We start from the raw sequence: 15254 nt of genomic DNA, 5'->3' as shown, positions 1-15254 counted from the left end.
GGTCAGCCGCCGTCGGGCGAGGAGTCCAGGGAGCGCAGTGCCTCCTGGGCCCGCTTCTCCATCTCCTCCGGAGCGACGTCCTCCACGTGGGTGGCGACGCTCCAGCGGTGACCGAAGGGGTCCTCGAACTGGCCCGTCCGGTCGCCGTAGAACTCGTCCTTGACCGGCGACAGCTCCGTCGCGCCGGCGGCGAGTGCCCTGGAGAAGACCGCGTCCACGTCCTCCACGTACACGTGCAGGGTCACGGGGGTGCCGCCCACCGCCTTCGGCGAGCGGAAGCCGATGTCGGGGAACTCGTCCGCGAGCATGAGCATCGAAGTGCCGAGCGCCAGCTCGGCGTGGCCGATCCTGCCGCCGGGAGCGGGCATCCTCATCCGCTCGTCCGCGCCGAGCACGGAGACGTAGAAGTCGATCGCCGCCGCCGCGCCGTCGACACAGAGATAGGGAGTGACGCTCGGATAGTCCTCGGGAACGGGCTTCACGCTCACCGGAGCTCCGCCTTTCGCAGGGGGACGATCACCGCCGACCGTCGCATGCGACCACTGATATCCCGAACATCCGGGGCCCCGCCCACGCCGCGCGGCGCCCCGCGGCCGCATACCCCGAAGGGCCGCCCCTCGTCCGCCGCTGCCCCGGCCTCCGAGCCGGTGCGCTCGCCGCCTCCCGGGCCCCGGCCGCTGTGGGGCGGGCCGCGACAACTCCCTTGTCCGCCCGATGATCACGGGTTAGTGTGCCCCGGCCCCGGCACTCGTCGGGTGATCACTGCAGGTGGGGGACATGGCGGAGGACATCGACGCGCTACCGAAGGGCGCGGGCGTGTGGGGACAGGTCGTCGCGGGTCTGCTGCTGGTCCCGGCGCTGGGGCTCGGCGCGTGGGCCCTGGGGGAGACGTCCGACACGGGCGGCGGCCCGCCGCGGCCCGCGGCGTGCTCGGACGGGGAACCCGCCACGACGCGGGGGAGCACCGCCGAGGCACGCGGGCGGCTCTCCGGTGACCAGCTCTGCGAGGCGCTGAACCGCCCCGATCTCGCCCGGCTCCTGGGCACTCCCGGGGAGATGGCGACGTCCGCGAACGGCAGCGACGGCTCCCCAGGACTCACGGGCGAGGCCCGGGACATCGCCACGCCCACCTCCGAGGTCGAGTTCCCGACCTACACCGTGACGCTCGCGGCGACCTACGACGGGCGTCCGGTGGCCGGGTACACCCCGTTCGGCGGGCACAGCGCCGAGGAGCGCGCGGTGCTGGGCCGCCCGGCGGTCCTCTACTCCGACCAGACGATCAGCATCCGCTTCCGCCTCGACGGGAGCGACGCCGAGACCGGTCCCGGCGTCCCGGCCCGCACCGTCGTCGTGGCCCGGGACGCCGAGGACGGCGGCGGCTCCTACGAGGTGACCCTCTGGCGCCAGGACGGCGCGGTGCCGGACGACGCGGTGCTCCTCCGGGTCGCCGAGACGATCCTGCCGACGCTCCCGGGGTGGACCCCCGCGAGCGCCGCGCGGCAGTGACCGGTCACCGCCAGGAGGACGGGGTGCGCGGCTCGCGCCACATCGCCCACAGCACCGGGCCGCCACCCGGCAACCGCAGTTCTTCGCGCACCCGGAACCCGAAGTGCTCGTAGAAGGGCAGGTTGTCCGGCTTGGAGGACTCCAGGTAGGCGGGCAGCCCCGCCGCGTCGGCCTTGGCCAGTCCGGAGCGCAGCAGCGCGGCCCCGTGGCCCTGGCCCTGGGCCGCGGGGTCGGCGCCGATCAGCGCCAGGTACCAGTGCGGCTCCTGGGGCGTGTGCTGGGCGGCGGCCTCGACCGCGGCCCCGAACACGGGCGCCCGGTCACCGAGTATGTTCTGCAGCTCCTGGATCGTCTCCGCGTCCGGAACGGCCTTGGCCTGCGCCTCCGGCGGCACCCAGAAGGCCGCCGCCGCCGCGGTGCGCTCGCACACCGCGTGGTGGACGTACTGCCGGGTGAACAGGGTGGTGAAGTAGCGGCCGAGGGCCGCCTCGCGCGAGACGTCGTCCGGGAAGAACCAACGCATCATCGGGTCGTCGTCGAAGGCGCGGGTCAACGCGCGGCCGATCAGCGGGGCGTCGTCGATCGTCGCCGTCTGCGGAATGTTCGTTGTCGACATACGGGTCATTCTGCGCCCCGATGATCTTGGACCGCGCGGCGGGGTCCCGGTCGGGACGCCCGCCCGCGCTCCCGTCACTCGCCGGTCGCCTGCGGCTCGTCCGAGTCGAGGATGGACGTCTCCAGCTTCCGGAGGAGGCGGGCGAGTTGGCGGCGCTCGGCGGGCGACATGGCGTCGAGCATCCGGCGTTCGTTGTCGAGGTGCTCGGCGAAGACCGTGTCCACGGTGGCCAGGCCGTGGTCGGTGAGGCGGGAGTAGACGACCCTCCGGTCGTCGGCGTCCCGTTCGCGCACGATCAGGCCGTCCTTCTCCAGGCGGTCGATCCGCAGGGTCACCCCCGCGGACGAGACGAGGCCGGAGTCGGCGAGCTGTCCCGCCGTCAGCCGGTACGGCTCACCCGCGCGCCGCAGCGCGGTGAGCACGTCGAACCCGGCCACGGAGAGTCCGTGCCGCTCGATCGACGCGGTGATCCGGGTGTTGTAGCGGAGGAAGGTGCGGTGCAGGCGGGCGAGAACGTCGAGGGGGCTCGTGTCCAGCTCCGGGCGTTCACGCGCCCAGTCCTCCATCACCTTCGCCACCGCGTCGCGGCTCGCCGGCTTCGATGCAGCCATGGTCATCCCCTCGTACGGCTCCGGCCGGCACCCCTCCGGCATCTCACAGCGCTGAGAATCTTACCGCTCAGGCATTCGGGCGCCGGGGGCGCCGGGGGCGTCGGGGCCCCGAGGCCCACAGGGGCCGGAGGCCGAAGTCCACGGCGACCGGACGCCGAACGCCCCGGGGCGACGGGAGACCGCCGGCCCCGGGGCTGGTCGAACGACGTCCGGCGTCAGCTGTTGAGCTCCTCCAGCGTCCGGCCCTTGGTCTCGACGGCGAACCAGGCGATCACGGCGCCGACCAGGGCCACCGCCGCGAGCTGTGCGAACACCAGGGACAGGCTGCCGCCCGCGCCGATGATCGTGCCGACGACGACCGGCCCGAGGACGACGCCCAGCCGGTTCCACAGGCCGCCGAACGCGGCGCCCTTGGCCCGGTTGGCCGTCGGGTAGAGCTCGGGGGAGTACAGGTAGAGCCCCGCGTTGATCGCGTACAGGAAGAAGGTCGTGCAGGAGGCGAAGGCGGCGACCTGGCCGCCCGACGTCGCGCCCGCCAGGGCCAGTACGCCCAGCGAGAGCGCGCCTCCGACGAGAGCGGCCATCAGGGCGGGCCGGCGGCCGATGCGGTCGATCAGCAGGGCGACCAGGAAGGTGCCGAGCAGGCCCGTGACGTTGCTCAGCAGCGTGTAGACGAGGGCCGTCGTCAGATCGAGGCCGAACTGCTTGGTGTAGAGCGAGGGCAGCCAGGTCGAGATGCCGTGGTTGACGTAGTACGCGACGAACCACAGCCCGGAGAGCACGGCCGTGCGGCGCAGGTAGCGGCCCCGGAACAGGTCGCGCAGACGGCCGGCCGGCGCGGCGTCCTCGGAGGCTCCGGCAGCCGGTGCGGGCGCGGGTGCCGGCAGCGGTTCGGCGGTGGCGCGGCCCACCTGGGCCTCGATCCGGGCGATGGCCGCCTCGGCCTCCTGAGTGCGGCCGCGGGCCAGGAGCCAGCGCGGGGACTCCTCGACGTGGCGGGGCAGTGCGGCGGCGATCAGGACCGGGAGGGTGCCGATGACGAACATGGCGCGCCAGCCGAGGTTGGGGACGACCCAGACGGCGACCAGCGTCGCCGCGGCGAGACCGGCCGGGAAGATCATCTCGTAGAGCAGCACGAAGCGGCCGCGCTTGTCGGAGCGCGCGATCTCGTTGATGTACGTGGCGGCGACGGGGACCACCCCGCCGATGCCGAGCCCCTGGACGAACCGGAAGAGCGAGAAGGTCTCGATGGAGCCGGAGAACGCGACGGCGAGGCTGGCGAGGCCGGTGACGGCGACACCGAGAGCGACCGTGCGCACCCGGCCGATCCGGTCGCCCAGCCATCCGGCGCCGAGCGCGCCGAGGAGCATGCCGATCGAGGCGGCGGTCACCGCGAAGGTGGCCTGCCCGGTGGTGAGGTTCCACTCCTTCATCAGGACGGGCAGTGCGGAGGCGGCCAACAGTTGGTCGAACGCCTCGAAGAAGGTGACGGCGCCGATCAGGAATCGCACCTTGACGTGCCAGCGCGAGTGCGGCAGTCGTTCGAGGCGCGCGGCTATCGAGCCGAGGGCTGGCTTGCCGGCCACAGTCGTCATGGAGGGGGTCCTTCCGCGAACAGAGAAGTTGCGGAGACAGTAGGTTCAGCTATCTAAGCGGTCAATGGTTAAGGGCTTAGTAATCTCGAACCCGCCGGCTCGCCCCACATCCTCGCGGCGGGCCCGCTCCACGCTCAAGACCTGTCGGGCAACGATTTCGAGCCGAGGGTCTTGCGTCAGATTATTTAAGTGCTTAGATTTCAAGCACTTCGAGAACGGCTTCGCCAGGAGGTTCGCCCGTGCCCCACAACCCCACCGACATCCTGATCGCGGGCCAGTGGCGACGCGGTGCGGGCGAACCGCTCGACACCGTCGACCCGGCCACCGGACGGCTCCTCGCCACCGTCGGATCCGCCTCCGCGGAGGAGGTCGCCGAGGCCGCGGAGGCCGCGTCCGCGGCCGTGGCCGACCCCCGCTGGCGAGACCTGCTCCCGCACGAGCGCGCCCGCCTCCTGCACCGGATCGCCGCGCTCACCGAGGAGGCGGCCGACGAGCTCGCGGCCCTGCAGACCGCCGACACCGGCAAGACCCTCACCGAGACCCGGGCCCTCGCCCTCAGCGCGGCGGGCACGTTCCGTTACACGGCTGCCGCGCTGGAGACCGCCGAGGACTCCCTCACCCCCTCCCGCGGCGCGTACGTCACGATGAGCGTGCACGAACCGATCGGGGTGGTCGGGGCGATCAACCCCTGGAACTCGCCCATCGCCAGCGACGCCCAGAAGATCGCGCCCGCCCTCGCCGCGGGAAACGCGGTCCTCCTCAAGCCGGCCGCCTGGACGCCGCTGGTCTCCCTCGCCCTCGGCAGGCTGATCACCAAGGCCCTGGAGGAGTCCGGCCTGCCCACGGCGCTGCTCTCCGTGCTCCCCGGCAGCGGCCGGGTGGTCGGCGACGCCCTCGTACGCCACCCCCTCGTCGCCCGCATCGGATTCACCGGAGGCACCGCGACGGGCCGCTCGATCGCCGCCGTCGCGGCGGAGAAGCTGATCCCCGCCTCGCTCGAGCTGGGCGGGAAGTCGCCGACCGTCGTCCGGGCCGACGCCGACGTCGAGCAGGCGCTCGCCGGTGTGCTGTTCGGGATCTTCTCCTCCAGCGGTCAGTCCTGCATCGCCGGCTCGCGGCTCTTCGTCGCCCGGGAGATCTACGACTCCTTCGTCGGCGAGCTCGTCGAACGCGTCCGGAAGCTTCGGGTCGGTCCCGGCACCGACCCCGCCACCCAGGTCGGCCCCCTGGTCCACCACCGCCACCGCGACGCGGTCGCCGCCTACGTCGACCTCGCCAGATCCGAGGGCGGACGGGTCCTGTGCGGCGGATCGGCCCCGGAGGGAGAGCGCTACCGGGACGGCGCGTACTACCTGCCGACCGTCGTCGACGGCCTGCCGAACTCCTCCCGCACCTGCCAGGAGGAGATCTTCGGCCCGGTCCTCGTCGCGCTTCCGTACGAGGACGAGGACGACCTGGTCCGCCAGGCCAACGACTCCGTCTACGGCCTCGCCTGCGGCATCTGGACCCGCGACGCCCGCGCCGCCTGGCGGCTCGCCCGCCGCATCGACGCGGGGACCGTCTGGATCAACACGTACAAGCAGTTCAGCGCCGCCACACCGTTCAGCGGCTGGAAGGAGAGCGGTCTCGGTACCGAGAAGGGCCGCGACGCCATCCGCGCCTACCAGCGCCAGAAGTCCCTCTACTGGGGCACCTCCGACGCGCCCCTGCCCTGGGCCAACTGAAACAGGCACGCCCGCCCCGTCTGGAGAGACACATGCACCCCTCACCGCCGCCCGGCCCGATCGCCCGCCTCCGCTCGCTGCGCTACGTCGAGCTGCACACCCCCGCCTTCACCGAGGCCGCCGACTTCTACCAGGAGGTCTGGGGACTCGAGACCGTCGAGTCCGACAGCGGCGCGCGCTGGCTGCGCGGGACCGGCGACGAGCACCACGTCCTGCAGCTGACCGAGCGCGAGCGGGTGGGCCTCGGCCGGCTCGCCTTCTCCGTCGCCACGCCCGCCGAGGTCGACGAGGCCGCCCGGCGCCTCGAAGCGCGCGGCATCGTCCCCGTCTTCGGACCCGGCCCTCTGGACCAGGCGGGCGGCGGCTACGGCCTGCGGTTCACCGACCCCGAGCGGCGGCTCGTCGAGATCAGCGCCCAGGTCGAGGCCGTCGCCCCCCGCGGCCGGGACGGCGCGGTGCCCGTCGGGGTCACGCACGCCGTGCTGAACACCACCGACATCGACGCCGCCGTCGCCTTCTACCGCGACGTCCTCGGACTGCGCGTCTCGGACTGGTCCGAGCACCAGATGGCGTTCCTCCGCTGCAACGCGGACCACCACTGCATCGCCTTCAACCAGGCCGAGTGGACCTCGCTGAACCACGTCGCGTACGAGATGAGCTCGGTCGACCACTTCATGCGCGGCCTCGGGCGGCTCCGCCACCACGGCATCACCCCGCAGTGGGGCCCCGGACGGCACGGCCCCGGCAACAACACCTTCTCCTACTTCACCGACCCGTCCGGTCTCGTCTGCGAGTACACCTCCGAGGTCGCGCAGATCGTCGAGGACACCTGGATCGCCCGGGTATGGCGGCGCGTGCCGGAGCTCTCCGACCTCTGGGGTACGGCCGGTCCGCCGTCGAAGGAGATCCGCTGCCACATGGCGGGCACGCCGGACCCCGGCCCGCTCGCCCCCGTCGACGCCCGGAAGGACACCGCATGAGCACCGCACGCGTACGCAGGGTCGGAGTGGTCGGCTGGGGGGCGATCGGCCGGATCGTCGGCACCGCGCTCGCCGAGGGGCGGGTGGAGGGCGCCACGCTGGTGTGCGTCGTCGACAACCGTCCCCTCGGGGAGACGGCGCCCGCGCCGCAGGTCCCCTTCGAGGAGGCGCTCGACCTCTGCGACCTGGTCGTGGAGGCCGCGGGCCAGGGTGTCGTACGGGAGTGGGGAGAGCGCGTCCTCACCTCCGGCACCGACCTGCTGATCGCCTCCAGCGGGGCGATGACCGACGAGGAGCTCGCCAAGCGCCTCCTCGCGGCGGGACCGGGGCGCGTGTACTTCACGGGCGGCGCCGTCGGCGGGCTCGACCTGCTCCAGGCGGCCCGTGCGCTCGGCCCGCTCGACGAGGTCCGCCTGACCACCACCAAGCTGCCGTCGACCCTCGAACAGCCGTGGATGGAGGCGGAGTTGCTGACCCGTATGCGCACGGCGACCGGACCGGTCGAGGTCATGTCCGGCACCGCGCGCGAGGTACCGGTGAAGTTCCCGAAGTCGACGAACGTGGCCGCGTCGGTCGCGCTGGCCGTCGGCGACCTGGACGCTGTGCGGGTCCGGGTCGTCGCCGACCCCGCCGCGCACCACACCCGGCACGTCATCGAGGCGTCCGGCCCGCACGGCGCGTACCGCTTCGAGGTCCGGCACGTGCCCGACGCGGAGAACCCCGCCACCAGCCGGGTCGTGCCGTACGCGGTGCTCCGCAGCCTCGCGGCGCTCGCCGGGCGGACGGGACAGATCCTGTGACCGTCCACGCCGGCCTCCGTACCGGACGGCGCCTCGACGTGCACGTCGAGGAGGCCGGCGAGCGCGGCCCGCTGCTGCTCTGCCTCCACGGCATCGGGTCCTCCTCGGCCGCCTTCGCGCCGCAGCTCGCCGAACTCTCCTCGTACGCAAGGGTCGTGGCCTGGGACGCCCCCGGCTACGCCGCCTCGCCCGACCCCGAGGCCGAGCTCACCCTGGACGACTTCGCCGACGCGGCCGCCGCCGTCATCCGCGCCCGCGGCACGAGCGCGCACGTCCTCGGCGTCTCCTGGGGCGGTGTGATCGCGCTGCGGCTCGCCGCCCGCCATCCCGGACTCGTCGACTCCCTCGTCGTCGCCGACTCCAGCCCCGGCTCGGGTACGGACCCGACGAAGGCCACGGCCATGCGGGCCCGCGCCACCGAGCTGGCCGAACTCGGCCCGCGCGCCTTCGCCGAGGCCCGCGGACCGCGCCTGGTGTCACCCGGCGCCCCGGACGCCCTCGTCCGGCGGGTCGTCGACACGATGGCCGACTCGGTCAGGCTGCCCGGTTACGCGTACGCAGCCGAGTCCATGGCCTCGGCCGACCTCCGCCCCGAACTGGCCTCGATCGCCGCGCCCTCGCTCGTCCTCTGCGGCGACCAGGACACGGTCACCGGCACCGAGGCGAGCCAGGTCCTCGCCGGGGCCCTCCACAAGACCGCCTTCGTGATCGTCAAGGACGCCGGTCACCTGGCCAACCAGGAGCAGCCGGGCCGCTTCAACGCCTGGGTCCTCTCCCACCTCCGCATCACCGCACGCATATCCGAACAGGAGTTGTCACCATGCCGCTGACCACCACCGCCTACGACGACGGCGACGACCTCGCCGCGTACACCGACTCCCTCATCGCCACCAAGCAGTCCCGCGTGGCGGACTTCGACACCCTCTCCTTCCAGGAGAAGGCCGGCCCGCAGTACCGCCGCGGCCAGATCCGGTACGTCGGCTCGGGCGCCACCGGCAACCACGAGGGCGACAGCCGCATCATCCCGTCCGGCGGCTTCACCTTCTCCAACATGCTGCTGCCGCCCGGAGCCGAGGGCCCGGCCCACACCCACCACGACGTCGAGGAGGCGTTCTTCGTCCTCGAGGGTGAAGTCAGGGTCGGCATCCACCGCGGCCCCGACGAGGTCGAGTACCGCACCCTCGGCTACCGCGACATGATCGTCGTCCCGGCCGGGGTGACCCGCTCGCTGAAGAACGAGGGCGACACCGACGCCCTGTTCTGCGTCGTCATCGGCACGCAGAAGCCGCAGGTGCCGTCGTACCCCGCGTACTCCCCGATGCACGGGGTCACCCGTGACTGACCCTCGGGTCGTCGTCGTCACCGGGGCGGGCCGTGGCCTGGGACTGGCCATGGCCCGCCGGGCCGGCGCCGACGGCTTCCGGGTCGTCCTCGCCGAGCTGGACGCCGACCGGGGAGAGCGCGCCGCCGCCGGGCTGCGCGCGGAGGGCCTGGACGCCCACGCCGTACGGTGCGACGTCGCCGACCCGGCGTCGGTGGACGGCCTGGCGACCACCGTACGGGCCCTGGGCCCGCTGTACGGGCTGGTCAACAACGCGGCCCTCGCCAACGGGGTCGGCGGCAGGGAGTTCCAGGACATCGACATCGAGGTCTGGGACCGGCTCATGACGGTCAACGCCCGCGGCCCCTGGCTGGTGTCGAAGGTGCTCCACCCGCTCTTCACAGCACCCGGACGCATCGTCAACATCGCCTCCGACGCGGCCCTCTACGGCTCTCCCCGGCTGGCCCACTACATCGCCTCCAAGGGGGCGGTCATCGCCCTCACCCGGGCGATGGCACGCGAGCTCGGCGACCGCGGCATCACCGTGAACGCGGTCGCCCCCGGTCTCACCGAGGGCGAGGCCACCGAGACCGTGCCCGCCGAGCGGCACGACCTCTACCGCGCGAACCGGGCCGTCAGCCGGGCGCAACAGGCGGAGGACATCACCGGGATCGTCTCCTTCCTGCTCGGCGAGGAGTCCCGCTATCTGACCGGACAGGTGATCGCCGTCAACGGCGGCTTCACCATGAACTGAGCTGTAGGAGTCACGCGTTATGGATCTGGGCCTCGCCGACCGCACCATCGTGGTCACCGGCGGCAGCTCGGGTGTCGGCCTGGCCACGGTCCGCGCCCTGCTCGACGAAGGCGCTCGCGTCGCCACCTGCGGCCGCGACGCCGAGCGGCTGAAGAACGTGGCCGCGCCCCTCGGCGCCGGACCGGACCGGCTGCTGACCGGCGTCTGCGACATCCGGGACGCCGACGCCGTGCACGCCTTCGTCCGGCGTACCGCCGAGGAGTTCGGCGGCGTCGACGGACTCGTCAACAACGCCGGTCAGTCCCGGATGAAGGGGCTGGACGACGCGACGGCCGAGGACTGGCGCGACGAACTGGAACTCAAGTTCGCCGGCGTCCTCAACCCGCTGCACGCGGCGCGCCCCCATCTCGCCGCCTCCGACGCGGCGAGCGTCGTCAACATCAACGCCGTACTCGCCAAGCAGCCCGAGACCCGGCTGATCACCACCAGCGCCGCCCGTGCCGGCATCCTCAACCTCTCCAAGTCCCTGTCGGCCGAGCTCGCCGCCGAGGGCATCAGGGTCAACTCCGTCTGCCTGGGCCTCGTCGACACCGGCCAGTGGACCCGCCGCCACGCCGCCGCCGACCCGGGCATCGGCTACCAGGAGTGGCAGGCGGAACTCGCCGCCGACCGGGGGATCGCGCTCGGCCGGCTCGGCCGCGCCGAGGAGGTCGCGTACGCGGTCGTCGCGCTGCTCTCACCCCGTGCCTCGTACATCACCGGCACCGCCATCGACGTCTGCGGCGGCGTCGGCCGCTCCATCCTCTGAGGAGACACCATGCGTCACGACAACGGAGGCGATCTCCTCGTCGCCGTCCTGCGCGAACTCGGCATCGACACCGTCTTCGGCATCGTCAGCGTGCACAACCTGCCGCTGGTGGAGGCCGTCGACCGCGACCTGCGGTTCGTCCCCGTACGCCACGAGGCGTCCGCCGTGAACGCGGCGGACGCCTACGGACGGGCTCGCGGCTCGATCGGCTGCGCGCTCACCTCCACCGGCACCGGCGCCGGAAACGCCGCGGGATCGCTCGTCGAATCGCTCAGCGCGGGCAGCTCCGTGCTGCACGTCACCGGTCAGGTGGAGAGCGAGTTCCTCGGCAGCGGCCGGGGGTTCATCCACGAGACCAAGGACCAGCTGGGCATGCTGACCGCCGTCTCGGCGTACGCGGCGAGCATCCCCGACACACGGCACGCGGGACGGATCCTGCGCGAGGCGGCGCGCGCGGCGCTGGCCACGCCGGGCGGACCGGCGAGCGTCGAGTGGCCGATCGACCTCCAGTACGCGGCCCAGACCGACGCCCCGTACGCCCTCCCCGCACCCCTCCTCCCGTCCCCCACGGAAGGTGAACTGGATTCGGCCGGAGTCCTGTTGGCCTCCGCGCGCCGACCCGTGATCTGGGCCGGCGGCGGTGCGGTCCGCGCCCGCCGTGAGCTGACCCGGCTCCTCGAAGCGACCGGCGCGGCCCTCGTCACCTCCAACTCCGGGCGCGGCGCGATCCCCGAGGACCACCCGCAGGTCGTCGGCAACTTCGCCACCACTCCGCCCGTCCGCGCCCTGCTCGCCGACGCGGACCTGCTCCTCACCGTCGGCACGCACTTCCGCTCCAACGAGACCGCCGACTACACGCTCCCGCTGCCCACGGCCCACATCCAGATCGACGCCGACGCGGCCGCCCTCGGCCGGGTCCACCCCGCCACCCACCCCCTGCACGGCGACGCCCGAGCCGTCCTCGACGGCCTCGTCCCGCACGCCCGGCCGGCCGAGGACGGCTGGACGGAGCGGGCCGCCGCCGTACGCGCCGATGTGCGGGCCGCCCTGCACGACGGCATCGGCCCCCAGGCCGCGATCTGCGATGCGCTGCGGGCCGTGCTGCCGCGCGAGGCGGTCGTCGCCCGCGACGTCACGATCCCGTCGAGCAGCTGGGGCAACCGGCTCCTGGAGATCTACGACCCCCGGGACAACGTCTTCCCGCGCGGCGGCGGCATCGGGCAGGGCCTCGGGATGGGCGTCGGCGCCGCCCTCGCCCGCCCCGGGACACCGACCGTCGTGATGGCCGGCGACGGCGGACTCGCCGTCCACCTCGGCGAACTCCTCACGCTCGCCCAGGAGCGGCCGCGTCTCACGCTCCTCGTCTTCAACGACGGTGGCTACGGCGTCCTGCGCAACATGCAGGACCGGTACGCGGAGCGCCGCTCCGGCGTCGACCTCGTCACCCCCGACTTCGCCGCGCTGGCCCACGCCTGTGGTCTGCCGTACCTGCGCATCGCGGCCGAGGAGCACGCGGAGCCGGTGCTCGCGGAGGCCGTCGCCGGCGACGGGCCCGTGCTCGTCGAGGTCGACCTCGCGGCGCTCGGACCCATGAAGAACCCGTTCACCCCGCCCGTACGGATCCCGGGCCAGTAGGCCCCGTCCCCAAGACAGTCAGGAGGCAGCAGAGCATGAGCGAGAAGTCGTTGCGGCTGGTCGTCCACCGGATGACGTGGGAGGCGGACGGCGTCCTCTCCGTCGAGCTCGTCCATCCGGACGGGAAGCCGCTGCCCGCGTGGACCCCGGGCGCCCATGTCGACGTGCACGTCGGCGGACTCGTACGGCAGTACAGCCTGTGCGGCGACCCGCGGTCGGCCGGGGTGTACCGGATCGGCGTCCTCAACGAGGCGTCTTCCAGGGGCGGTTCGCGCCATGTGCACACCGTTCTCCGCCCCGGCCAGCAGATCACGGTCTCCGAGCCGCGCAACCACTTCGCGCTGGGGGACGCCGGGCGCTACCTCTTCGTGGCCGGCGGCATCGGCATCACACCGATCCTCGCCATGGCGAGGGAAGCGGCCCGCCGCGGGGCCCCCTGGCGGCTCGTCCACGGCGGGCGGACCCGCGCCTCCATGGCCTTCACCTGCGAGCTCACGGCGCTGGGCGGCGGCGCCCTCACCCTCGTACCCCAGGACGAGGCCGGACACATCGACCTGGACGCGGCGCTGGCCGGCCTCGACGAGGACACGCTCGTCTACGCCTGCGGCCCCGCGCCGCTCCTGGCCGCCGTCGAGGAGCGCTGCCCACCGGAGCGCCTGCGGATCGAGCGGTTCTCCGCGCCCGTCGTCGAACGCGGGGGAGAGGACGAGGGGTTCGAAGTCGAGTGCCGCGCCTCCGGGCTGACGCTCGCCGTCGGTGCGGAGACCTCGATCCTCGAGGCCGCCGAGGCCGCCGGTCTGGACGTCCGGAGCTCGTGCCGGGACGGCATCTGCGGCTCCTGCGAGACCCGGGTCGTCGACGGTGTCCCCGACCACCGCGACTTCCTCCTGAGCGAGGCCGAGCACACGGCGAACGCCACGATGATGATCTGCGTCTCGCGGTGCATCTCCGGCCGGCTCGTCCTCGACCTCTGACCCCTCCGCCCCACTCCCCGCTTGGAGCCACCATGACCGACGCCTGGCCCTACCTGGAGATCCACCAGAGCCGTACGCGCGAGCCGAGCCCGTACGAGTACAAGCTGGCCGCCACGCTCGAGGAGGTCTTCACGAACGAAGGCCACGAACTGCCCGACGTGGTCCGCGGGCTCAACACCCGCAAGGTCCACGCCCCGGACGGGCAGCCGTGGACCGAGACCTCCTTCCGCGCCGAGATGCACCGACTGGGAGCCTGACCATGACGCTGTCCACGACCGCTTCCGCGGACCACATCCACGCCCACGGCCTGCGCAACCAGTGGCACCCCGTCGTCCCCTCGCGATTCGTCGCCCCGGGCGAGATGCGTAAGGTCACCGCGCTCGGCGAGCAGTGGCTCCTGTTCCGGCGCTCCGACGGCACGCTCGCCATGCTGGCGGACCGCTGCCCGCACCGCGGAGCACCGCTCTCCCTGGGCAAGCACCTCGGCGACCGGGTGGCCTGCTGGTACCACGGCGTCGAGGTGGAGACGGACGGCACCGTCTCCTCCGTGCCGGGGCTGCCGGGCTGCAACCTGGAGGGCAAGAAGCTGGTCACCTCGCTCCCGGTGCGCGAGGTGGCGGGCGCGGTGCTCGCCTACTTCGGCGACGAGGAGCACCCCGAGCCGGTGCCGCTGGAACTCCCCGACCCGCTCGTCGATCCGGAGACGGACGCCTTCCTCTGTTACGCCGAGTGGAACGTGCCCTGGCGGTACGCGGTGGAGAACCTGCTCGACCCGATGCACGGCGCCTTCCTGCACCACGAGTCCCACACGATGTTCGACGGCGACACCACGGCCAAGTTCCGCATCCGGGAGACCGACCGCGGCTACTTCTTCGAGAAGACGGACCAGAGGGGCGTCAACTTCGACTGGGTCGAGCTGTGCCGCACGGGGGTGGACTGGGTGGACCTGTCCATCCCGTACCCGCCCTCGGCGGGCCCCGGCGGTCCTTTCGGCATCGTCGGCATGGTCTGCCCGGTGGACGCCGGACGCACCGGCGTCTTCTTCTGGCGCTACCGCACGGTCCAGGACTGGCAGCGCGACTCCTGGCGCTTCCTCTACCGGACCCTGATCGAGAAGCGGCACTGGGAGGTCCTGGAGCAGGACCGCGTGATGCTCGAAGGGATGCCCGTCGACGCCGACCAGCGCGAGAACCTGTACCAGCACGACCTCGGCGTGGTGCGCCTGCGCAGGCTGTACCGCGCCGGGGCCGAATCCCAGTCGTCGGCGGCGGTCTGAACGGCCGTCAGTCCGTACGGGGCCGATCCGTCCGCGCGTCTGATGCCCTCGCTCGAATGTGGGCATAAGGTGCGAAGTGACTGGTTTGATGGCAAAGGAGATGACCATGTCCGAGCTCATCGTTATCGGCTACGACGAGCCTTCCGTCGCGAAGAAGGCCTTCCACACGGTGCAGGAGCTCCAGAGCAACCATGTCGTCGAACTCGGCGGGCTCGCCGTCGTCACGGTCGACCAGGACGGTGAGACCCACGTCGACACGCCCTCGAGGATGGACAAGGTGGCCCTCTCCGCCACCGCGGGCGCGCTGTGGGGCCTGGTCTTCGGGATCCTCGTCCTCACGCCGGGCCTCGGTGTGGTCGGCGCCGCGCTGGGCGGACTCATCGGCAAGCTCAACCAGATGGGAGTGGACAAGGACTTCCGCAGCAAGGTCGACTCCCTGCTCAAGCCCGGTTCCGCCGCCGTGGTGATCATGGCCTCGAAGGTCACCGAGGACAAGTTCGCGGCCGCCATGCAGTCCTACGGCGGCACCGTTCTCAAGACGTCGCTCTCGGAGCAGGACGAGCAGGCGCTCGTGGAGCAGCTGGCCGGCGCGTAGCCGCCGATCCCCTGTGGGGCGGTACGGAGACACTCTCCGTACCGCCCCACAGAGCTGTC

The 15254-nt window shown here is 72.6% G+C and carries 17 protein-coding genes; 13 read left to right on the top strand and 4 right to left on the bottom strand.

Translation table 11 applies throughout. From position 1 onward, the window contains the following. Positions 1–2: 2 nt before the first annotated feature. On the bottom strand, positions 3–488 hold the full coding sequence (locus ACZ3IJ_RS12335) for a VOC family protein (RefSeq protein ID WP_467467613.1): 486 nt from the start codon (positions 486–488) through the stop codon (positions 3–5). A 289-nt stretch (positions 489–777) separates the two neighbouring features. Between ACZ3IJ_RS12335 and ACZ3IJ_RS12330 the strand changes: the two genes are divergently transcribed. Beyond that, positions 778–1506: a DUF6215 domain-containing protein gene (locus tag ACZ3IJ_RS12330; protein WP_467467612.1), complete on the top strand. Its 729-nt coding sequence runs from the start codon at positions 778–780 to the stop codon at positions 1504–1506. A gap of 4 nt (positions 1507–1510) precedes the next feature. On the opposite strand, the gene ACZ3IJ_RS12325 is transcribed toward ACZ3IJ_RS12330, so the two are convergent. From ACZ3IJ_RS12325 to ACZ3IJ_RS12315, 3 genes are all read right to left on the bottom strand, one after another. Then, entirely contained in the window at positions 1511–2131 is a 621-nt protein-coding gene (locus ACZ3IJ_RS12325; protein WP_467467611.1) for a GNAT family N-acetyltransferase, read from the bottom strand. Positions 2132–2196: 65 nt separating this feature from the next. Beyond that, positions 2197–2733: a MarR family winged helix-turn-helix transcriptional regulator gene (locus tag ACZ3IJ_RS12320; protein ID WP_467467610.1), complete on the bottom strand. Its 537-nt coding sequence runs from the start codon at positions 2731–2733 to the stop codon at positions 2197–2199. A gap of 215 nt (positions 2734–2948) precedes the next feature. After that, positions 2949–4328, bottom strand: a complete 1380-nt coding sequence (locus ACZ3IJ_RS12315; RefSeq protein ID WP_467467609.1) for an MFS transporter — start codon at positions 4326–4328, stop codon at positions 2949–2951. A 239-nt stretch (positions 4329–4567) separates the two neighbouring features. Here ACZ3IJ_RS12315 and ACZ3IJ_RS12310 point away from each other — a divergent pair, with 239 nt between their 5' ends. From ACZ3IJ_RS12310 to ACZ3IJ_RS12255, 12 genes are all read left to right on the top strand, one after another. Then, positions 4568–6052, top strand: coding sequence for an aldehyde dehydrogenase family protein (locus tag ACZ3IJ_RS12310; protein ID WP_467467608.1), 1485 nt, complete (start codon positions 4568–4570; stop codon positions 6050–6052). Positions 6053–6084: 32 nt separating this feature from the next. Beyond that, positions 6085–7032, top strand: coding sequence for a VOC family protein (locus ACZ3IJ_RS12305; protein WP_467467607.1), 948 nt, complete (start codon positions 6085–6087; stop codon positions 7030–7032). Further along, on the top strand, positions 7029–7832 hold the full coding sequence (locus tag ACZ3IJ_RS12300) for an aspartate dehydrogenase domain-containing protein (RefSeq protein WP_467467606.1): 804 nt from the start codon (positions 7029–7031) through the stop codon (positions 7830–7832). The genes ACZ3IJ_RS12305 and ACZ3IJ_RS12300 overlap by 4 nt, the downstream gene beginning before the upstream one ends. Continuing rightward, a complete protein-coding gene (locus ACZ3IJ_RS12295; protein ID WP_467467605.1) occupies positions 7829–8662 on the top strand; it encodes an alpha/beta fold hydrolase in 834 nt (277 codons plus the stop codon). The genes ACZ3IJ_RS12300 and ACZ3IJ_RS12295 overlap by 4 nt, the downstream gene beginning before the upstream one ends. Further along, positions 8653–9174 (top strand): cupin domain-containing protein, encoded by a 522-nt coding sequence (locus ACZ3IJ_RS12290; RefSeq protein WP_467467604.1) that lies wholly within the window; start codon positions 8653–8655, stop codon positions 9172–9174. The genes ACZ3IJ_RS12295 and ACZ3IJ_RS12290 overlap by 10 nt, the downstream gene beginning before the upstream one ends. After that, positions 9167–9907 (top strand): SDR family oxidoreductase, encoded by a 741-nt coding sequence (locus tag ACZ3IJ_RS12285; RefSeq protein ID WP_467467603.1) that lies wholly within the window; start codon positions 9167–9169, stop codon positions 9905–9907. Before ACZ3IJ_RS12290 ends, ACZ3IJ_RS12285 begins: the two co-directional genes overlap by 8 nt. A 19-nt stretch (positions 9908–9926) precedes the next feature. Further along, positions 9927–10715, top strand: coding sequence for an SDR family oxidoreductase (locus ACZ3IJ_RS12280; protein WP_467467602.1), 789 nt, complete (start codon positions 9927–9929; stop codon positions 10713–10715). Between the two features lie 9 nt (positions 10716–10724). Then, positions 10725–12350 carry a thiamine pyrophosphate-binding protein gene (locus ACZ3IJ_RS12275; protein ID WP_467467601.1) on the top strand — a complete coding sequence of 542 codons (1626 nt, stop codon included), beginning with the start codon at positions 10725–10727 and terminating at the stop codon, positions 12348–12350. A 35-nt stretch (positions 12351–12385) separates the two neighbouring features. Next, positions 12386–13324 (top strand): PDR/VanB family oxidoreductase, encoded by a 939-nt coding sequence (locus tag ACZ3IJ_RS12270; protein WP_467467600.1) that lies wholly within the window; start codon positions 12386–12388, stop codon positions 13322–13324. A 32-nt stretch (positions 13325–13356) separates the two neighbouring features. After that, positions 13357–13581, top strand: a complete 225-nt coding sequence (locus ACZ3IJ_RS12265) for a recombinase-like helix-turn-helix domain-containing protein (protein WP_467467599.1) — start codon at positions 13357–13359, stop codon at positions 13579–13581. A 2-nt stretch (positions 13582–13583) separates the two neighbouring features. Continuing rightward, on the top strand, positions 13584–14600 hold the full coding sequence (locus ACZ3IJ_RS12260) for a Rieske 2Fe-2S domain-containing protein (protein WP_467467598.1): 1017 nt from the start codon (positions 13584–13586) through the stop codon (positions 14598–14600). 106 nt (positions 14601–14706) lie between these two features. Beyond that, positions 14707–15195 (top strand): DUF1269 domain-containing protein, encoded by a 489-nt coding sequence (locus tag ACZ3IJ_RS12255; protein WP_467467597.1) that lies wholly within the window; start codon positions 14707–14709, stop codon positions 15193–15195. Positions 15196–15254 lie beyond the last annotated feature (59 nt).

This window comes from Streptomyces sp. NPDC013317 (assembly GCF_055563155.1).
The sequence above is the reverse complement of the archived record's forward strand: the minus strand, read 5'-3'. Positions and strand labels throughout refer to the sequence as shown.